This window comes from Ruminococcus sp., from assembly GCF_016283395.1.
Genome location: NZ_JAEEMU010000032.1, coordinates 204,795 through 221,648, shown reverse-complemented (window position 1 = coordinate 221,648; position 16,854 = coordinate 204,795). Strand labels below are relative to the sequence as shown.

Here is a 16,854-nt window from a genome sequence, read left to right as displayed (position 1 = left end):
CGTGAATGCAGTTCAAGGCACGCAAATTCTTTTCGATGTAAGAGAATTTGTACAGACATTAAGTATATCAGACAGAATTATAATACGCATAAAATTAATAATAATCACGAGGAGGTTTTTGAAATGTGGAAACAAAAACACAAGAAAATCAGGACAAGAGTTTTGTCTGTGCTTGCTGCTTCTGCTGTAGCAGGCAGTCAGATACTTGCAGCAGTCCCGTTTAATGCGATTGCCGCGGAATCCAATGCATCAAAGATGACCGACGTGTCACCAAACAACGTAAAGTGGTGGGAAAATTATATTGCAGAGCCAAAGTGCGGTGATGCTAATAACGACAAAAAAATCGACGCTGTTGACGCAAGTATTATCGAAAAGTATGTGACCAAAGGCGATGATACTTCTATCGACCTTACCACAGCAGACGCTGACGCTGACGGAAATATAACGCTCCGTGACGCTGAGATCATACTCAAATATTATGAACAGGTGTCAACAGGCGCGAATACGATGAGTCTGCCTTATAAGGGCGATGTGGAGTGGAGCTATTATCCCGATCCTGCTAATTACGAGATAATCAACGATGGTATGACATGGCAGGAGGCTGAGACTTATTGCGAGAGCAAGGGGGGTCACCTTGCTGTTATCACCTCTGAACAGGAGCAGGCTCAGGTTGAGGCTCTTATTCGCGGTCAGTCAAATATCAAGAACAATTACTGGATTGGTCTGAAAAAGAACGATAAGGAAGAATTCTGCTGGGTAACAGGCGAAAAACTCGATTACACCAACTGGAACCCAAATACGCCTAACAATTCTTTCGGAAATCAGAATACCGTCCTTATTTACGGACAAGAGTTTACTTCATTCGGCGGACAGATTGGAAAATGGGACGACATAAACGAAAGTGCCGAAAGCCCCGGAGATACTTTCTTTGGCACCGGAAACTTTGGCTTTGTTCTGGAAAAAGACGGCAAAGCTATTGCGGAATATCCCCTCTGGACTGATGAAACAAGCTTCCCGACATCTGGCTTTTATAAGCTTGGCTGCGATATCAAGGCTGCGGGTGTCAATGTAAATCAGTTCCTCGATATTGATCTCAACGGACATACAGTTGATATCGAATGTATCAACTGTTACGGTAACGTGATCATCAGAGACAGCGATCCTGAAAAGAAGGGTACTATCAATGATACAAGCGGCGGTTCGGTTCTTGATGTTTACGGTAAGCTCACTGTATACGGCGGCACTATCAACGGAAATGAACAAGGCTATGATTCAGGTACGATAGGCGTAAATGGCAGCGGCTGCTTTGACATCTACGGCGGTACAGTTACATCTTATTACAGCAATCCGCTTTCACTCAGATCAAGCAGCGGTACTGCAAATCTTGCAGGCGGTGTACTTAAAAATACCAGCAAGCATACAAACTCCAGCCCTGGTGTGACAGCTGCTGTTTATACAACAGGTTCATATTCAGGTACGATGAATATTACTGGTTCGGAGATATACTCAGATCTTGGTCCCGGTATCTATTCAACTTCAAACAACGGTACCATAAATATCAGCGGCGGTAAGATCAACAGCGATAAAAGCTACGGTATTTATTGCACAGCAGGTATTCCCATAAATCTCAAGGGAAGCATCTCCGTCAACGGCAAGAACGGCGGTATATACATCCCGGCCGGCAAAAAGATAAATCTCACCGATAAGATATCAAGTGCAAATCTGACCGTATATGCCGAGGAGTCAGGCGTTATTACCAGCGGTCTTGCTAAGTTGGGCTACGGAAGCTCTATCACTCCGTATCTGAAAAATGTAGGCGTAAACGGCAAGGTCTCACTTGATGAGAGCGGCGAGCTCCGCATTGACATTGAAAATGTTGTTACAGAGACCACAACAGCTACTCAACCAGCACCTGCCACTACAACTACTACAACCACCACTACCACAACTTCAGTTGTAATCGCAGATCCTACAACTGTTACAGAGCCTGTTCCGCCTGCGCCCCATAAGCTCGATATTGACGGAGAAATGACTGTAACGGAGATGAAAATTGATGATATAAAGAAAGCAGGCATTGATCTCGAAGATCCTGATAACTATCATGTCTTCAAGTATGAGGTAAAAATGACATTTGAGGCAGAGGCTATCATCATAAACAAGTACGAAGTAAAGCCTGTCTCAGGAAAAAGCGAACCAGTAACTATAGCTCCGACTATTAAAGTTAACAATGAGACTGCAAAGGTAATCGGATATTATGAGACAGAACATGAAGAGATGTACATGGTCATCAAGGGCGAGTGCAAGTGGCTCAAGGAATTCTATGATGTACAGCTCATCATGATCAACAAGGACAGTTCGAGTACTGCCCTCACAAACTGTACTGCAACATTGAATTCTCCCAAGGGACTTACATTGATGAACTGCGAAAGAGTTCAGGAAATTGATGATCTTGAATTCGGCAAACCATGTATTGTACACTGGTATCTCCGCGGAGACGAAGCAGGTGACTATGACCTGACAGCAGATCTCAAGGGCTGGAGCAATGGTGAGGAATACACATATAACTTCAAGTCAAAGAATACGCTCCATGTATATGCAGGAGATGCACTGAAAATGAAGATAACCCTTCCAAGGTTTTCATTCTATAATGAGGATTATCCTGTGAAAATAAGCTTTATCAATGTTTCCGACAAGCCTATTTATAATATTGAGCATACTGTTTTCGGCTTCACTCAGGATTCAAAGCTTACTGTAAAAAAATTCCGCGACGGAAAACTTATAGGAACAAAAATACAATACACAAATCTTCAGGATGTGTCATTAAATAAGAGCTACTTACTTGATGAGCTTGATCCGGGTGATGAGCTTGTAGCTGAGATAACTATCCATGATATCTGGAAATCGATACTGGAACAGGAACTCAACGATCAGAAAATTGCGGCTGACATTTTAACACTGATGACCTGCTGTTCAAGATCAGAGGAAGGAATCGCTGTCAATTTCGCAGCAACTGTATATAAGTCGATACTTAACAGTATCGTTGTTGCGCACGTTCTAAGGTGTGTGGACGTTGCAACTCTTGAGGACTCTACCACAACTATCCCCCACGAGGTCGAGATAACTGATATTTCACCTGAGCTTGCAGAAAAATACGAACAGGATCTGCTGCAAAATCTGTCAAGAGATATGGTAGGCTGGGCACTCGGTCAGGTAGACGAAGCTGATGATCTGAATACTATCTATAACATAGGAGTATTTATAGAAAACGTTAATTCTGCAACATCAATCAGTGATTTGATCAACGCATATAATCATTTCGTATTATCAGTTTGTGACAAAACAGGAATATTAGATAACGTTTATACATTAGGTGAGGACATCTACTGGAAGATCAATACACCTAAAGGCGGCGGAAGAGTTAGGTTCTATGTTGTCAGAGCCGACGGCACTATACAGTATGCACCTTCTGCAAATGTAAATGCACAGAGCGAAACGTTAAGTGATGATTTCGATATAGAAGTCATCAACGGAGACTATACAGTCGGCGAAGACGGAGTCATCACACTGAATAGTGATGCAGTCGTTAAGGTAACACCTAAAAAGGCTGGCGTAAGAGCAACTATCTGTGCTGTTGCTGAAAACGGTGAAACCGAAAAGCGTGTACCTGTTGCCATTGTAGACAAGCATGAGTGCAAGGGCGAAAACTTCATTCTTGAAGTTCCGGGAGAAGATCACGGTGCTGTCAGGGCTTCGTTCTGCGAGACCTGCCACGGACTTCTCGACTGTACTCAGCTTTCAAAGAATGTCAAGGCAATGTTCAGTAATGGTGAATGTTACGATGATATCAGAGGTGCGATCGCTGACGCTGCAAGCTATGGCAAGGATATGAAGCTTTACATTTTCGGAAACATAAACATCGTTGAGGACGTAACAGTTCCCGATGATCTTGAGCTTATAATAACTCCTGATACGAAAATTACCGTAAACAGCGGCTGCAAGCTTATTGCAAAGGGTACTGTCAAGGACTTTAGCGGATATAATTATGATCTCAGCGGAAACGGTCCTATAACTGCAACAACGACCTCAACTTCGACAACTACTACAACGACAACAACAACTACTACAACGACAACTACGACGACATCTACAACCACCACAACAACATCTACCACATCTACAACAACTTCCGCAGCTGCAACTACTACAACAGAAAACGGCACAGTCGGCGATACTACCATGCCTGCAACAGGCTATCCGATCTCATTCAGACTTGTTGCGGTTCTTGCTTCTCTTATGACAGCTGCCGGTGTAACATTAGTTATCAGAAATAAAAAGGAAAAAGAATAATTGATGAAAGAGTATTGAGAAAAAGCATAGGCTTAGAGTGTTCTTGCTTATTTCTTGCTAAAAATCCACATTTCTGATTTGTGCCAATATGCTCTAAAACTACTATGTTACAGCTTATGGTTTCGAAGACCACTTAGCATAATAAATCAACGTATAACATGATGACCGCCCATTCACACAATGGGCGGTCATTCGTTTTGTATTAAGCGTTTCCAAGCAGCCAGTCAACTGCATTTACAACTTCGATATACAGTTTTACTTATCAATATAAAATGCCGATTTCAGAATTTTAGCTTAAACCCCCAAAAAGTTATCCGAACAGTTTTTTCTGATTTATATTGAATGATATAGCAAGTTTTGATCTATATTTCCAACAGAACACGATATAATATGCCTTATGCTATGACAAATCAGCCGAAAAAGCCTCGCAGTTATGCGAGGCCTTTGGGGGGATTACATATGCTTGTATTATCAGCATACCAGAATATGATCCTGTTTTATTTCAGTCTTTTTCGTCCAGCTGTAAATCTGTCAAGGCAGGCAAGAATTCCGGGAAGAATAAATACTATCAGCAGAATTGCACTTGCGGCACCTATTGACAGCGTCTGGCATATCTGTTCGACTGTAGGTTCTCCATAGCATTGTCCGAATATTGCGGTTACGATCACCATTATAAGTCCCGAGGTCAGGATAGTATGCATTGAGCCTGCATAAGCCTGTTTCAGTGCTTCCGCACGTTTGCTGGTCCTTCGAGCTTCGCGGTAATAATTGCTGAATAGAATACCATAGTCTATCGTTGAGCCCATAAGTATGCACTGAACTATCAGAAGCGCAAGATAATTGATGCTATATCCCTGAAAACCTACGACTGTAATCGTTATGAATACACCGCACTGTACAAGAAGAACAAGTATTGCCGGCACGCCTACAGAACGGAAAGTAATAAGAACTACCAGGAATATAGCTGCTGCAGTAAGCAGAGTTATCAGCAGAAGCTCTTTATCAAATGTTTGACCCATCTCATAGTTCATTGCAGAAGAGCCGATCAAATGATAATCACCATTAAGATCATTACATTTGCTATTTATCAGTTTATAAAAAGCATTTGTTTCTTCGCCCTCTTCCGGGATAGTTACCGAAAGAATAAGTCTTGAATAGTTATCGCCTTTAAGCTGTCTGATACCGTCATTCAGATCTGCAGCGGACTGCTTGATATCGGCGATCATTTCATCATCAAGTACAGCCTTGAACGTGTCATCATATATCAGTGTATCGCTAAGATAGTTCATAAGCTGTTCAACGGACAAAGTCTTTGTATTGTCAGAATTTGCATTCGCATCATGATAAAGATACATGAGCGACATTTTATCCTCGTCCATATCATCTGTCATGTCACCGAATAAAGCTGACATTTCCTTGCTTGTATAAGGTTTATCGTTTGTAACTGCGGTGATTATCTTTGAAAAGCTCACAAGCTGTTTTTTATCTTCATCGCCAAAATTCTGTGCCATTGTTTCATCGGCAAGTAATGCGTTAGTAAGGAATTCCACAAATCCCTTTGCTGACATCTTGTATTCACTGTCGGTTCTGATTATATCATAAAGCATCAGGAGCTGATGTGCCTTATCAGGCTCAAATCCTATTAATGCTGCAATGCTGTTTTCATCGAATTCTGTCCCTGCTGCAGAAGCATCCATAATGCTTTTCAGCATATCAATTTTAGTCAGCATTTCTGCATCAGCCATTGAGGAAAGTTCATTTTTACCAGCACTGAGGAAAGTTACCATATCATGCATCGAGATCTCCAGCTTATCCGCATTGGCTTCATTCATGATGTAAAGCTGTTTCATTGCAGCTTCTTCCATACCGAACATTTTTGCCGCATCAGCATACGGAAGAGCTGTTCCGCTTATTGTCATGTCCATGATGCTTTTGAGAGTTCCCAGTTTCTGTAAGGCTGCTGCGTCGAACTGTGATGCTGCCTCGGTATTCTGCATTACATCGGTAAGAATGTAATCAACAAAGTCATATACAGATATCGTTTCTGCTGCTTCTTCGCCGTTTCTCATAACAATTAACTGCTTTACAGAGTTTTCGTCCATTCCGAGCATTTTTCCGAGACTTGTTGCATCCTGCTCCTTAGTAATACTCTCTCTGTCGGTAAACACTGCAAGCTGCTCGGTCTGTGCTTTTGTTTCGGGAGTAAAATATGCCGAAAGGCTTTCGTCCTTAGAAGCCTCATTGATGAATGAAACAAGTGCTTTTATATTAATTGAATCAGGCTCATATCCGTCCTGCTTTGTGTAATAATATGTAATGAGCTGCTTTACGGTGTTTTCTTCTATGCCAAGCACCTCAGCAAGTTCAGCAGCTGTTTTTATCTGCTTTGCTTTATCCTGATCTGTTATGTCCTGCAATATCTTCATCTGAGAGAGAGTCTCTTCAGTAAACATTTCTGCATATGTCTGATCCTTTGCAATATCATAAATAATGAAATCAACGAATTCATTTATAGTTATCGGACGTGTTTTAGCTTCGGGAGACTGCATAAAGTAGTACATGAAAAGCTTATCAGTCTGCTCTGAATCCATACTAAGCAGATCTGCAAGTTCTGCTGATGTCAAAGGTTTCTCAAGATTATCCTTGCTTGAAAGATTCTTGATAATATCTGCATTACTGCTCATATCATCATCTAAATATGCACTAAAAGATTTATTTGTTATGACATCATCAGCAATAAAGCGCATGAACTCACTTGCTGTCATCTTTCCGATCTCACCGTCAAAGTACTTGTAGTAGAGCATATTGAACATACTCTCGTCGGTTTCAATATCACGCTTTTTGCCGCCGCCCATAATACCTGACAGATCATCTATAGCATCTACCATTTCTGCAGCTGTATGCTGTTTTGCAAGCATATTTGAGTAATTTGCCGCACTCTTTACATTATCCAGTTTCTCAAGTTCTTCTGCTATGGCTGTGACTTTATCATCGTCCTGATTTTCGTACACCATTACAACTGTGCTTTTTGTCGGGAATATATCAGCTATCGGATCAGCTGTTGGCATTGAGTATGAGATCAATGTTTGCTTCTGGAGTATATATGCACCGGCAAAAAGAGCAATAAAGCATAAAGTAAGAGGAAGTCTTACTTTATTGCAAAGCTTTGCAAGACCACCTGTTTGGATATTCGGTGAACGTTTGGCGGTTTTCTCAATAGCCTTTGAGAAAAGCAAAATAAGTCCCGGAAGAACAAGAAACGCACACACAACGCTGAGAAATACACCTTTTGCAAGTACAACGCCCATGTCGAAGCCTATCTTGAAGCTCATGAACACAAGTGCAAGCAATCCTACAACAGTTGTTATCGAACTGCTTGAAATCGAAGAAAATGCTCCTGTTATAGCCGCTTTCATGGCAAACTTCTTATTACTGTTCTTTTTAAGCTCCTGACGGTAACGGCTTATAAGAATAATGGAATAATCCATAGAAAGTACAAGCTGTAATATAGAAGCTACTGAGAAAGTCTTATCTGATATCTCACCTAAGAATATATTCGTGCCCATATTTATTACAACAGCAATGCCAATAGTGAACAGAAACAGGAATGGTTCTACCCATGAACCGCTCATGACAATAAGGATCAGCATGATCAGGGCTACTGCGGTGATAACTACCCATAGAGGCATATTAGGATTATCTAAACTGTCGTTCTTATATTTCATGCCGTTTTGAGTAAAATCAGACTCAAGAGTATGTTCTATGTCTGCTTCTTCAGCAGTTCCGTAATCATAGTCGGTATGGAGCACATATTTTGTGTACTCGCCTTTGTTATAGTCTTCGTCGCCTTCTTTGTAATCTACATTCGAAACATATTTTATCTGAGACAGCCTATCAGGCATCTCAGCTTTCTGTTCATCAGTAAGCCGTCTGAACATTACACGGATAGTGTGATCCTCTTCGGCAACAGGGAACTCCTTGTCCATAATGTCCATGCCTATCTTCATTGATGAATCATCGGGAAGATATTTGGTCATGTCAGTATTGATATCCACCTTTGGAATCAAGATACCACACATTCCTGCAATAAGCAGCACGACTACCAAAATAATTATCTTTTTCTCAACAATAAAATCAGCGATTTTTTTCAATTAAAGCACCTCTTGACAATGAATAATCTTTATGATATAATTCTAACACATAACGGATGCAAAGTCAACCGACTGTTTATTTCGATGATGGTGTGTAGCGTACAGAACTGTATGTATCAGTTGTAAAGTCAACACTTTTTCTGATATTTGTTGAGGTGATCAATATGGAGAATCAGCGTATAAGATTAACAAAAAAACTTCTGAAAGAAGCTTTAGTCAGGCTTTTAGAGCATGAACCGATAGAAAAGATAACTGTTTATCAGCTTTGCAATGAAGCTGAGATAAACCGTACTACTTTTTATAAATACTACGGAAGTCCATATGATCTTATGAACGATATGCAGGCAGAGTTCATCAATGAACTTGAAAAAAGTCTGCTTGAAAAAGACTGCCCTGTAAGTTTGCAGATGATATTGACATACATCGACACTCACCGCGAATCATGTAAAGCCCTTCTAAAATACGCGTTCGATAATGGTTTCTTTGAAAGAGTGATTTCTCTTTCGCTTATAACACAGAAACTTGATGAACAGATCTCGCCTGAATATTCTGGCTACAGAAAAGAATACGTCAAGGAGTTCGTTATTTTTGGCACATATTCTATCATACGTAAATGGCTTACTTCAGAAAAATATGAAACATCTGAAGAAATTGCCAATATCATACAGAATCTGATTGAAAAGATATAAAAACAAAAATTTGAGACGTTAATTCTATCCTGCTCCATTTTGTGTATACACCACAAAATAGAGCAGGATACTTTTATCAGGACTTGATTTTTATTTTTTTTTAGTGTATAATAAAATGGTATTTTTAATATAAAAGAAGAAAAATGATTAGGAGTATTTGTGTGGAAGAAATAAAAAAGCGAGTATCCAGTGTTCTTGAAAGAATCACTTCTGAATGATTCTTTTACTACTTCATAATAGCTGTAATGCTTGCTCTCCCTATCACGGAGAGCTTTGATGAATTCTATTCCCATGCTTTTGTCAGTCAGCCCATAATTGTTGAAATGGCAGGATATTTGGGTATATTTGCATTTATCACACATTTTTTGAGGCATCAGAATATAAAATACTATTTGTCCGATCTGCTTTATTTCCTGTTGTTTACATTCGCGCTTTTATCAGCCGTTTTTTCTATAAACAAACAGGCAACATGGCATGGTTTCGATTATGACGAATGGTTTTTTAATTTTGTGGGATATTTCAGTCTTATGCTTGCAGGCACTATGATACAGAGCAAACAGCTGAGGAAAAGTATTCTCAGTGTATTTGTCATAGTTACTATTATTCAATCAACTGTGGCGGCTTTGCAGACAGGTGAAATTTATATTATTGAAGCTTATCTGGATACTACTCATACTATGGAGAATAAAATATCATATGGTCTTATTCAGCATTTTAACTGGTATGCAGGTCTGAGCGTTATTCTTTTTGCTTGTACTTCGGGCGTGTTCTTATACACAAATAGTAAGGCTGTAAGAAATATAACTTATGCTGTATCGCTGCTGAGTTTTTATACATTGTTATCGGCAGAAGCAAGACTTGGCTAGGTAGGTGCTGCAGCGTATATGCTTTTCCTGTTCGTTTCGATAGTTGTCATGAAGTTTAAGGGGCTTGAAAAGGAAAAGTTTAACAGTATAATAAAAAGATTATGATTATGACTATATGGAAGATATAAACTGGATTAAAGCAAGTTTAGATATTGACAGAAAAAAAGATTGAACTAGGAAATTCGCTTAAAACAAATGCACTTTATTTTCAATGCAAAAAAAGCATATAAAAGTAATAGCTTCTGTTGAACACAGAGGCTGTTTATTGTTAGAGTGAATAGTATTGGAGTTGATAATTTGAAAACAGTAATCATGGCGGGAGGTAAGGGAACAAGAATTTCCGAGTTGTTCCCGGATATACCAAAGCCGCTGATTCCGATCAAGGCTGCTGATGGTACAGAAAAGCCTGTGCTTGAATGGGAAATAGAGAGTTTGAGAGATCAGGGCTTTACTGAGATAATGCTTACAGTTTCGTATATGGCAGACAAAATCATGGATCACTTCGGTGACGGCAGTAAGTTCGGTGTAAAAATCGAATACTTTGTGGAAGAAACTCCTCTTGGAAATGCCGGTGCTCTGTTCAAACTGAGAGATTGGCTTGGCGAAGAGGACTTCCTGCTTTTGAACGCTGATGCTGTTTTTGATGTTGACTTCAACCGCATGGTTGATTATCATCGCTCCCACGATGCGATTGTAACTCTTTTCACACATCCGAATTCACATCCTTATGACAGCGGTCTGATAATTGCTGATGAAAATCATTTTGTGAACGCTTGGCTTACTAAAGAGGACAATCGCCCAATATACTATAAAAACCGTGTCAATGCAGGACTTCATGTGATTAATCCGAAAGCATTGGACATGAGTGGAATAGAAACCGCAACCGTTGGTACTGAGGTGAACGGAAAGATTGTAAAGGTTGATCTCGATCGTCAGATTTTGAAACCGCTGTGTGGAACAGGAAAAATGGTTGCTTATGACAGCCCTGAGTATGTCAAAGACATGGGAACACCTGAAAGGTATCACTCTGTATCTCGTGACTTCCAGAATGGTGTAGTCAAGACAAAGAACCTTTCTCATCCGCAGAAGGCTATCTTCTTGGATCGTGATGGTACGATCAATAAGTATGTTGGCTTTCTCAGAGACATTAATGAGTTTGAGTTGATAGATGGCGTTGCAGAGGCAATCAAGCGTATTAATGAATCTGGTTACCTTTGTATCGTTGTGACCAATCAACCAGTTATCGCAAGAGGAGAAGTTAAAGTCGACGAACTTGACTTGATTCACAATAAAATGGAGACCTTGCTCGGAAAGCAGGGCGCTTATATTGATGGATTATATTATTGTCCGCATCATCCGCACAAAGGCTACGAAGGTGAGATTCCAGAGTTAAAGTTCGACTGTGATTGTCGAAAGCCGAAACCTGGAATGTTAATCCAGGCAGCGAAGGACTTTAATATTGATTTAGGTCTATCCTGGATGATAGGTGATGGCGAAAATGATGTGAAAGCCGGAATTAATGCCGGTTGTCATACAGCTTTGATTGGGACAGATAGTTTCGGACAAGAAAAAACAGCCGAAAGCCTGCTGATTATAATTGAAGAAATTTTATAAGGATAGGAATTGTTATGAGAATATTAGAAAAGCGTCTTGAAAAACACATTGATTTATTGATTGAAAGATACCCCGTGTTATCTGAATGCAGGGAAGATCTTATCAATGCTTACCTGATAATGGAAGAATCCTACGAGAATGGCGGAAAGCTGCTTGTTGCCGGAAATGGTGGCTCGGCAGCAGATTCTGAGCATATTGTAGGTGAATTGATGAAAGGATTCAAGATGCAGCGACACCTTTCAGCAGAGATGTGTGAAAAGTTAAAATCTGTTGATTCGGAGATGGGTGAAACTCTCGGTAAGAATCTGCAAGGTGCTTTGCCTGCTATTGCTTTGGACGGACATCCTGCTTTGACGACTGCTTATATGAATGATGTTGAGCCGCTTCTCTGTTTTGCACAGCAGGTCAATGGCTTCGGTAATGCAGGAGATGTATTCTTGGGCATTTCCACATCGGGCAACAGCAAGAATGTTCTCTATGCTGCTACAATAGCAAAAGCTAAAGGTTTGAAAGTTATCGGTTTAACTGGACATAAAGAGAACAAGTTGGAAGTATTTGCTGATGTAACTGTTAAAGTTCCGGAAACAGAGACTTACATGATTCAGGAATTGCATCTGCCGGTTTATCATTGCTGGTGCTTAATGCTTGAAGACAAGTTCTTTGGAAACGCTGAATAAAGAAATGGAGAAGTAAACACATGATTATTACAAAAACACCTTTTAGAATGTCTTTTTTTGGCGGTGGCACAGACATGGAATCCTTTTTCAGAGAGTATGGTGGAGCTGTACTCTCTACGACTTTTGATAAGTATTGTTATGTAAATGTTCGTCACTTGCCGAGATTCTTTGATTATAGTACTGAGCTTTCATACGCCAAAACTGAGCGCGTTACTTCTGTTGATGATATTCAGCATCCTGCTATTCGAAATGCTATGAAGTTTCTTGATATGCATCAGATTCGTCTCACTTATGAAGCAGATCTTCCTGCTCGTTCAGGTCTTGGTACGAGTAGCTCATTTGCGGTTGGTATGTTGAATGCCTTTTATTGCTTGAAAGGGAAGTACGCTGATAAGAAAAAACTTGCAGATGAAGCCATTTATTTAGAGCGTGAAATGTGTCAGGAAGCAGGAGGCTGGCAAGATCAGATTGCCGCTGCTTTTGGTGGCATGAATCGTATTGAATTTAATAAAGACGGTACATACGATGTTAGACCTATCATAATTCATCCTGATCGTAAGAAGCAGCTTAATGATAACCTGTTGATGTTCTTTACTGGGTTTACTAGGTTTAGTTCTGATATGCAAAAAGCAAATGCTATAGGCTATGCTGAGAAGATTAAACAACTTCAGCAGATGTATGCTCTTGTTGATGATGCAGAAGCTATTCTTGAGGATAAGTATTCTGATCTTGATGATTTTGGAAGATTGCTTGACATTACGTGGAAACTGAAACGACAGACAGGCGGAGCGATAACTACTAATAGTATAGATGCGATATACGAGAGAGGAATTGTTGCTGGTGCACTTGGAGGCAAACTTCTTGGTGCTGGCGGCGGCGGTTTCCTTGTATTTTATGTAACACCTGATAAGAAAGAATCGGTCATGGAGGCTATGAAAGATTTGCTTCATGTTCCATTCAAATTTGAAGATGGTGGAACAAAAGTGATTCATTATAGTCCTGAAAGCTATGAACCGAAGGAAGAATAATAACTATAAATAAACATACTGTCTTATTTATTATGCCTCGACTACCTTTTCCTCAATCATCAGGTAGGAAAACATCATTATTTCATTACTGTAGAATAATTCATAATGAATTAAATTGCCGACTTGTTGTCGCAGCATTTCTTGAAAGTGGAGATAATCCATCAAGTATTCTAAGTTTTATAGACAGATTGGTAGTTTTAAAACGTAACCGCCTAAAAAGAAACCACCCTATCCAATGAAGTCCAAATAGACTAAACAAGAAATAACTAATAAGGTCTAACTGGAGTTGATTGGAATGAATGAGATAGCAAAGGTAAAAAAAGAAATAAAGCTAGCACAATGGGCAGAAATGGTGAAGAGCAGAAACGAAAGCGGACTCACTGTAACTGACAGGTGTAAGGAAAACGGTATTAATCTCAAGACATACTATTATCGATTGAAACGAATGCGTCAGGCGGTATGTAATGAAATCGAACAGCATGACATAGTACCTGTTGAAACGACAGCAGGTACAAAAACTACAGCAGAGAAAATAGAACTATCCGTAGGAGATGTAAAGATATCACTCCCTGATAATTTCAATGAAGATACATTCAGGCGCCTACTCGGAGTATTGAAATGATCTGAGATGTCAGTCGTGCAGAGCATATCTATATAGTGTGCGGATATACAGATATGCGTAAAGCAATATGAGTAATCCCCGAGCACTGTTCGGGGATCTTTCATTTATGGGCGGTTTGTTATTAGGCGGTTACAATAATTCTTTATACCATTTATTTCAGAATAATTGATATCTTCTGCTATACAAGTCGCAACATCTATTCCAGCCGCAACCGCAATTTCAGCAAGCAGCCTGCACCGCGAGAATGGTCCTGATGTTTCAGCCATAGCTGCCATTGGCACTATAAGTAGTCTCATAATTTTACTCTTTCTTCACTTATGTTCTTTTCCGATAAGCTTTATTATCTCAGCTTTATCTGCATCAGGATATAGCTTCTGTACTCGCTCCACTATACGTTTCCAGGACTCATGAGGTGATTCATTGTATGCTGAAGTAACCGCATCATATCCCCATACAGCTTCGGGAGGCAGCAAAACCGATACAGCCATTCCGTACTCTAAGCCTTTCTTGTTTCTGCGCCTGTGGAAGTCCGCTGTAACGAGATATGTTTTCATCATAAGGTCTGTCGTGATACCTTGAAAGTTCTTCTCGCCACCTTTTCCGAAGCCTGCCAGCTGTTTAAGCTCAGTTGACAGTATCTGCTTATCTGTCCAGATAATATCGCCGTCGCTGTATGTCTCTGTAAGAACGTCCATTATAAGCTTCTCACGGCGATTGACCTTACTATCCTCCCATGCGGAGTCAAAGTCATAGCCGTCACGCCTGTAATTTGCAAAATACGGCAGCCATTCCAGACTAATAAAACCTGCCTTCTTATCAAAAAATTTGCCATAAGCCACTTCATGTCCTGCCGCTATTATCTCACGCCATTCCCACGGATCCTGCTCCCTGTCACCAGTCCACCAGTAGTCAGGTGAAACGTGCTCCTCTACAGAGAAACCTTTGACTCCATTTCCGAAAAGCGGCAGAAATCCCACTTCATTTATCCAATTTACCAACTCTTTCGGACTGCGTATCCTGTATGGATCGTCCCACGCAAGTCCGTGTATTATCCATTCATCATTCTCTACTAACATAACCTGCTCCTGTTTTTCCTTCATTATAACACACACAAACAGTATTTACAATAATCATTATACACAAAACGAAAAGCAGCCCCAATAGGCTGCCGCTTCATTTTCTGTACAGTTTAAGTATATGGTCAGGGAATATTGAACTGAGATACTCTGTAAATCGTTCAAATTCTTCTTTATCAATAATAGTTTCGGAGCAGGCTATGGTGAATTCCGTATCATCGTAAAAGCTGTACCAGCCTGTTTCATAGAAGCCATGGACTGTTCAACATAATCATTCCAAACAGGATCATTCAAAACTGAGTCTACATCCGCAGCATTAGCTTTAAATGGTATTAAAACTCCTATTGTCAATACTGTCATAATTATCATTGTTAAAAACTTTTTCATAGTCCCCACCCTAATAAATAATATGTACTTATTATACACCTTACAAGTTTCAAAATCAACCACAGGCAACGCTATTATGAGATACCAATTCTCCCTGAGATTGATTTTTAACTATGCTTATGATATAATAGAGAAAATAAGAATACGATATTGCTAAAAATGATGTTGCACTATGAGCAGAAGCTGAATCTGACTGGGCACATGAAGAATTACTTATAAAAAATGGTATGGTACATGATAGAAACAACATCAGGTGGCATCGTATCTACAGGACAAAAGAACGCTTCATGAACTACTGGGCAAAATGTGCAAAACGGAAATAGAGGATATTATAAATGGACAATTTTTATGAAAAGATAAATGAAGAATGCGGTATCAGATTGCCGTTTTCAAATGAACAAGACTGGGAAATCTGTGCAGGTGACTATAAAAATACAGCTGATTACATTGATTTTTATAACAGATATTCCGATGATATGGATATCTGGCAGAAATATCTTGCTGTAAACCTTATCATTCAAGGAATCGAAGACCTTATGGAAAAGAACGAGGATCAGAATATAACAAATGAACTATGGTCCGAAACTGAAAAAATACTGATCAAAGATAATCATAGACATACTATATTTTCATGGTCCTGTGTCGGACAGAAACTCGATGACTGCTGGCTTATAACACCCAAAATGAGAGAATTATTATGACAGAGAGTAATATTCAAGGCGGTAAAAATACATCATCCGCTCATAATATGCCTGATATGATAAAGCGGTATTCTCTGTTCCTGGTAGGACTGTTCATCGCTTCAATGGGTGTTGCTTTCTCGGCAAAAGCAGGTCTCGGAACATCGCCTGTTGCGTCCGTGCCATATTCGGTATCACTTGTAAGTTCGCTATTGTCATTTGGCGGCTGGCTGAATCTGCTTAGTGTGATACAGATATCGATACAAGTCATCATACTGAAAGGCAAATGCAATTATATAGAGATAGCAATTCAGACCGTACTTGCCTTCGTATACGGTTACCTTACAAATTTCTCTGTATGGCTGATAAAGGATATAACAGTCACAGCTTATCCTATGCAGTTCTTATTCATGATTCTCGGCTGCGTTATACTTGCACTTGGCATATGGATACAGCTGAAAGGCGCAGTGGCAATGCTCCCGGGTGAAGCAATGAACCGCGCTATCAGCAAGGTATTCAGTCTCAGATATGAGAATGTTAAGATATTCTTTGATATTCTGTACATAGCTATTGCGGCTGTGATATGCCTTATCTTCCTCGGCAAGTTCAAAGGAGTCCGCGAGGGTAGTATTATTGCAGCAATACTTGTCGGAAATATAATCAAGGCTTATAATTTCATTTTCAATAAGCTAACAAGTAAACAACAGTAAAGGAAAA

13 protein-coding genes are annotated in these 16,854 nt (G+C 39.9%); 9 read left to right on the top strand and 4 right to left on the bottom strand.

Annotated features, from left to right (window positions below; all coding sequences use genetic code 11):
* Positions 1-123: 123 nt before the first annotated feature.
* The gene (locus QZZ41_RS01560) at positions 124-4,347 is read left to right on the top strand and encodes a lectin-like protein (protein ID WP_295067144.1); all 4,224 of its coding nucleotides are present in this window, start codon (positions 124-126) and stop codon (positions 4,345-4,347) included.
* Positions 4,348-4,844: 497 nt separating this feature from the next.
* On the opposite strand, the gene QZZ41_RS01555 is transcribed toward QZZ41_RS01560, so the two are convergent.
* A complete protein-coding gene (locus QZZ41_RS01555; RefSeq protein WP_295067142.1) occupies positions 4,845-8,498 on the bottom strand; it encodes an MMPL family transporter in 3,654 nt (1,217 codons plus the stop codon).
* A gap of 164 nt (positions 8,499-8,662) precedes the next feature.
* On the opposite strand from QZZ41_RS01555, the gene QZZ41_RS01550 reads away from it, so the two are divergent.
* From QZZ41_RS01550 to QZZ41_RS01525, 6 genes are all read left to right on the top strand, one after another.
* Positions 8,663-9,187 carry a TetR/AcrR family transcriptional regulator gene (locus QZZ41_RS01550; protein WP_295067139.1) on the top strand — a complete coding sequence of 175 codons (525 nt, stop codon included), beginning with the start codon at positions 8,663-8,665 and terminating at the stop codon, positions 9,185-9,187.
* Between the two features lie 509 nt (positions 9,188-9,696).
* Positions 9,697-10,053, top strand: a complete 357-nt coding sequence (locus QZZ41_RS01545; RefSeq protein ID WP_295067136.1) for a hypothetical protein — start codon at positions 9,697-9,699, stop codon at positions 10,051-10,053.
* Positions 10,054-10,350: 297 nt separating this feature from the next.
* Entirely contained in the window at positions 10,351-11,667 is a 1,317-nt protein-coding gene (gene gmhB / locus QZZ41_RS01540) for a D-glycero-beta-D-manno-heptose 1,7-bisphosphate 7-phosphatase (RefSeq protein ID WP_295067133.1), read from the top strand.
* 14 nt (positions 11,668-11,681) lie between these two features.
* Entirely contained in the window at positions 11,682-12,344 is a 663-nt protein-coding gene (locus tag QZZ41_RS01535) for an SIS domain-containing protein (RefSeq protein WP_295067130.1), read from the top strand.
* Positions 12,345-12,364: 20 nt separating this feature from the next.
* Positions 12,365-13,372 (top strand): kinase, encoded by a 1,008-nt coding sequence (locus QZZ41_RS01530; RefSeq protein WP_295067126.1) that lies wholly within the window; start codon positions 12,365-12,367, stop codon positions 13,370-13,372.
* Positions 13,373-13,667: 295 nt separating this feature from the next.
* Positions 13,668-13,994, top strand: coding sequence for an IS66 family insertion sequence element accessory protein TnpB (locus tag QZZ41_RS01525; RefSeq protein ID WP_295067122.1), 327 nt, complete (start codon positions 13,668-13,670; stop codon positions 13,992-13,994).
* 104 nt (positions 13,995-14,098) lie between these two features.
* Here the strand turns inward: QZZ41_RS01525 and QZZ41_RS01520 are convergent, their stop codons facing one another.
* The 3 genes from QZZ41_RS01520 to QZZ41_RS01510 all read right to left on the bottom strand — a co-directional run bounded on the left by QZZ41_RS01520 (position 14,099) and on the right by QZZ41_RS01510 (position 15,457).
* Entirely contained in the window at positions 14,099-14,290 is a 192-nt protein-coding gene (locus QZZ41_RS01520; RefSeq protein ID WP_295067118.1) for a hypothetical protein, read from the bottom strand.
* A gap of 15 nt (positions 14,291-14,305) precedes the next feature.
* Positions 14,306-15,070 (bottom strand): hypothetical protein, encoded by a 765-nt coding sequence (locus QZZ41_RS01515; RefSeq protein WP_295067116.1) that lies wholly within the window; start codon positions 15,068-15,070, stop codon positions 14,306-14,308.
* Between the two features lie 198 nt (positions 15,071-15,268).
* Entirely contained in the window at positions 15,269-15,457 is a 189-nt protein-coding gene (locus QZZ41_RS01510; RefSeq protein ID WP_295067113.1) for a hypothetical protein, read from the bottom strand.
* A gap of 335 nt (positions 15,458-15,792) precedes the next feature.
* Here QZZ41_RS01510 and QZZ41_RS01505 point away from each other — a divergent pair, with 335 nt between their 5' ends.
* Together QZZ41_RS01505 and QZZ41_RS01500 are read left to right on the top strand one after the other, a co-directional pair.
* Positions 15,793-16,158: a hypothetical protein gene (locus tag QZZ41_RS01505; protein WP_295067110.1), complete on the top strand. Its 366-nt coding sequence runs from the start codon at positions 15,793-15,795 to the stop codon at positions 16,156-16,158.
* Entirely contained in the window at positions 16,155-16,847 is a 693-nt protein-coding gene (locus QZZ41_RS01500; protein WP_295067107.1) for a DUF6198 family protein, read from the top strand. Before QZZ41_RS01505 ends, QZZ41_RS01500 begins: the two co-directional genes overlap by 4 nt.
* Positions 16,848-16,854: the final 7 nt, after the last annotated feature.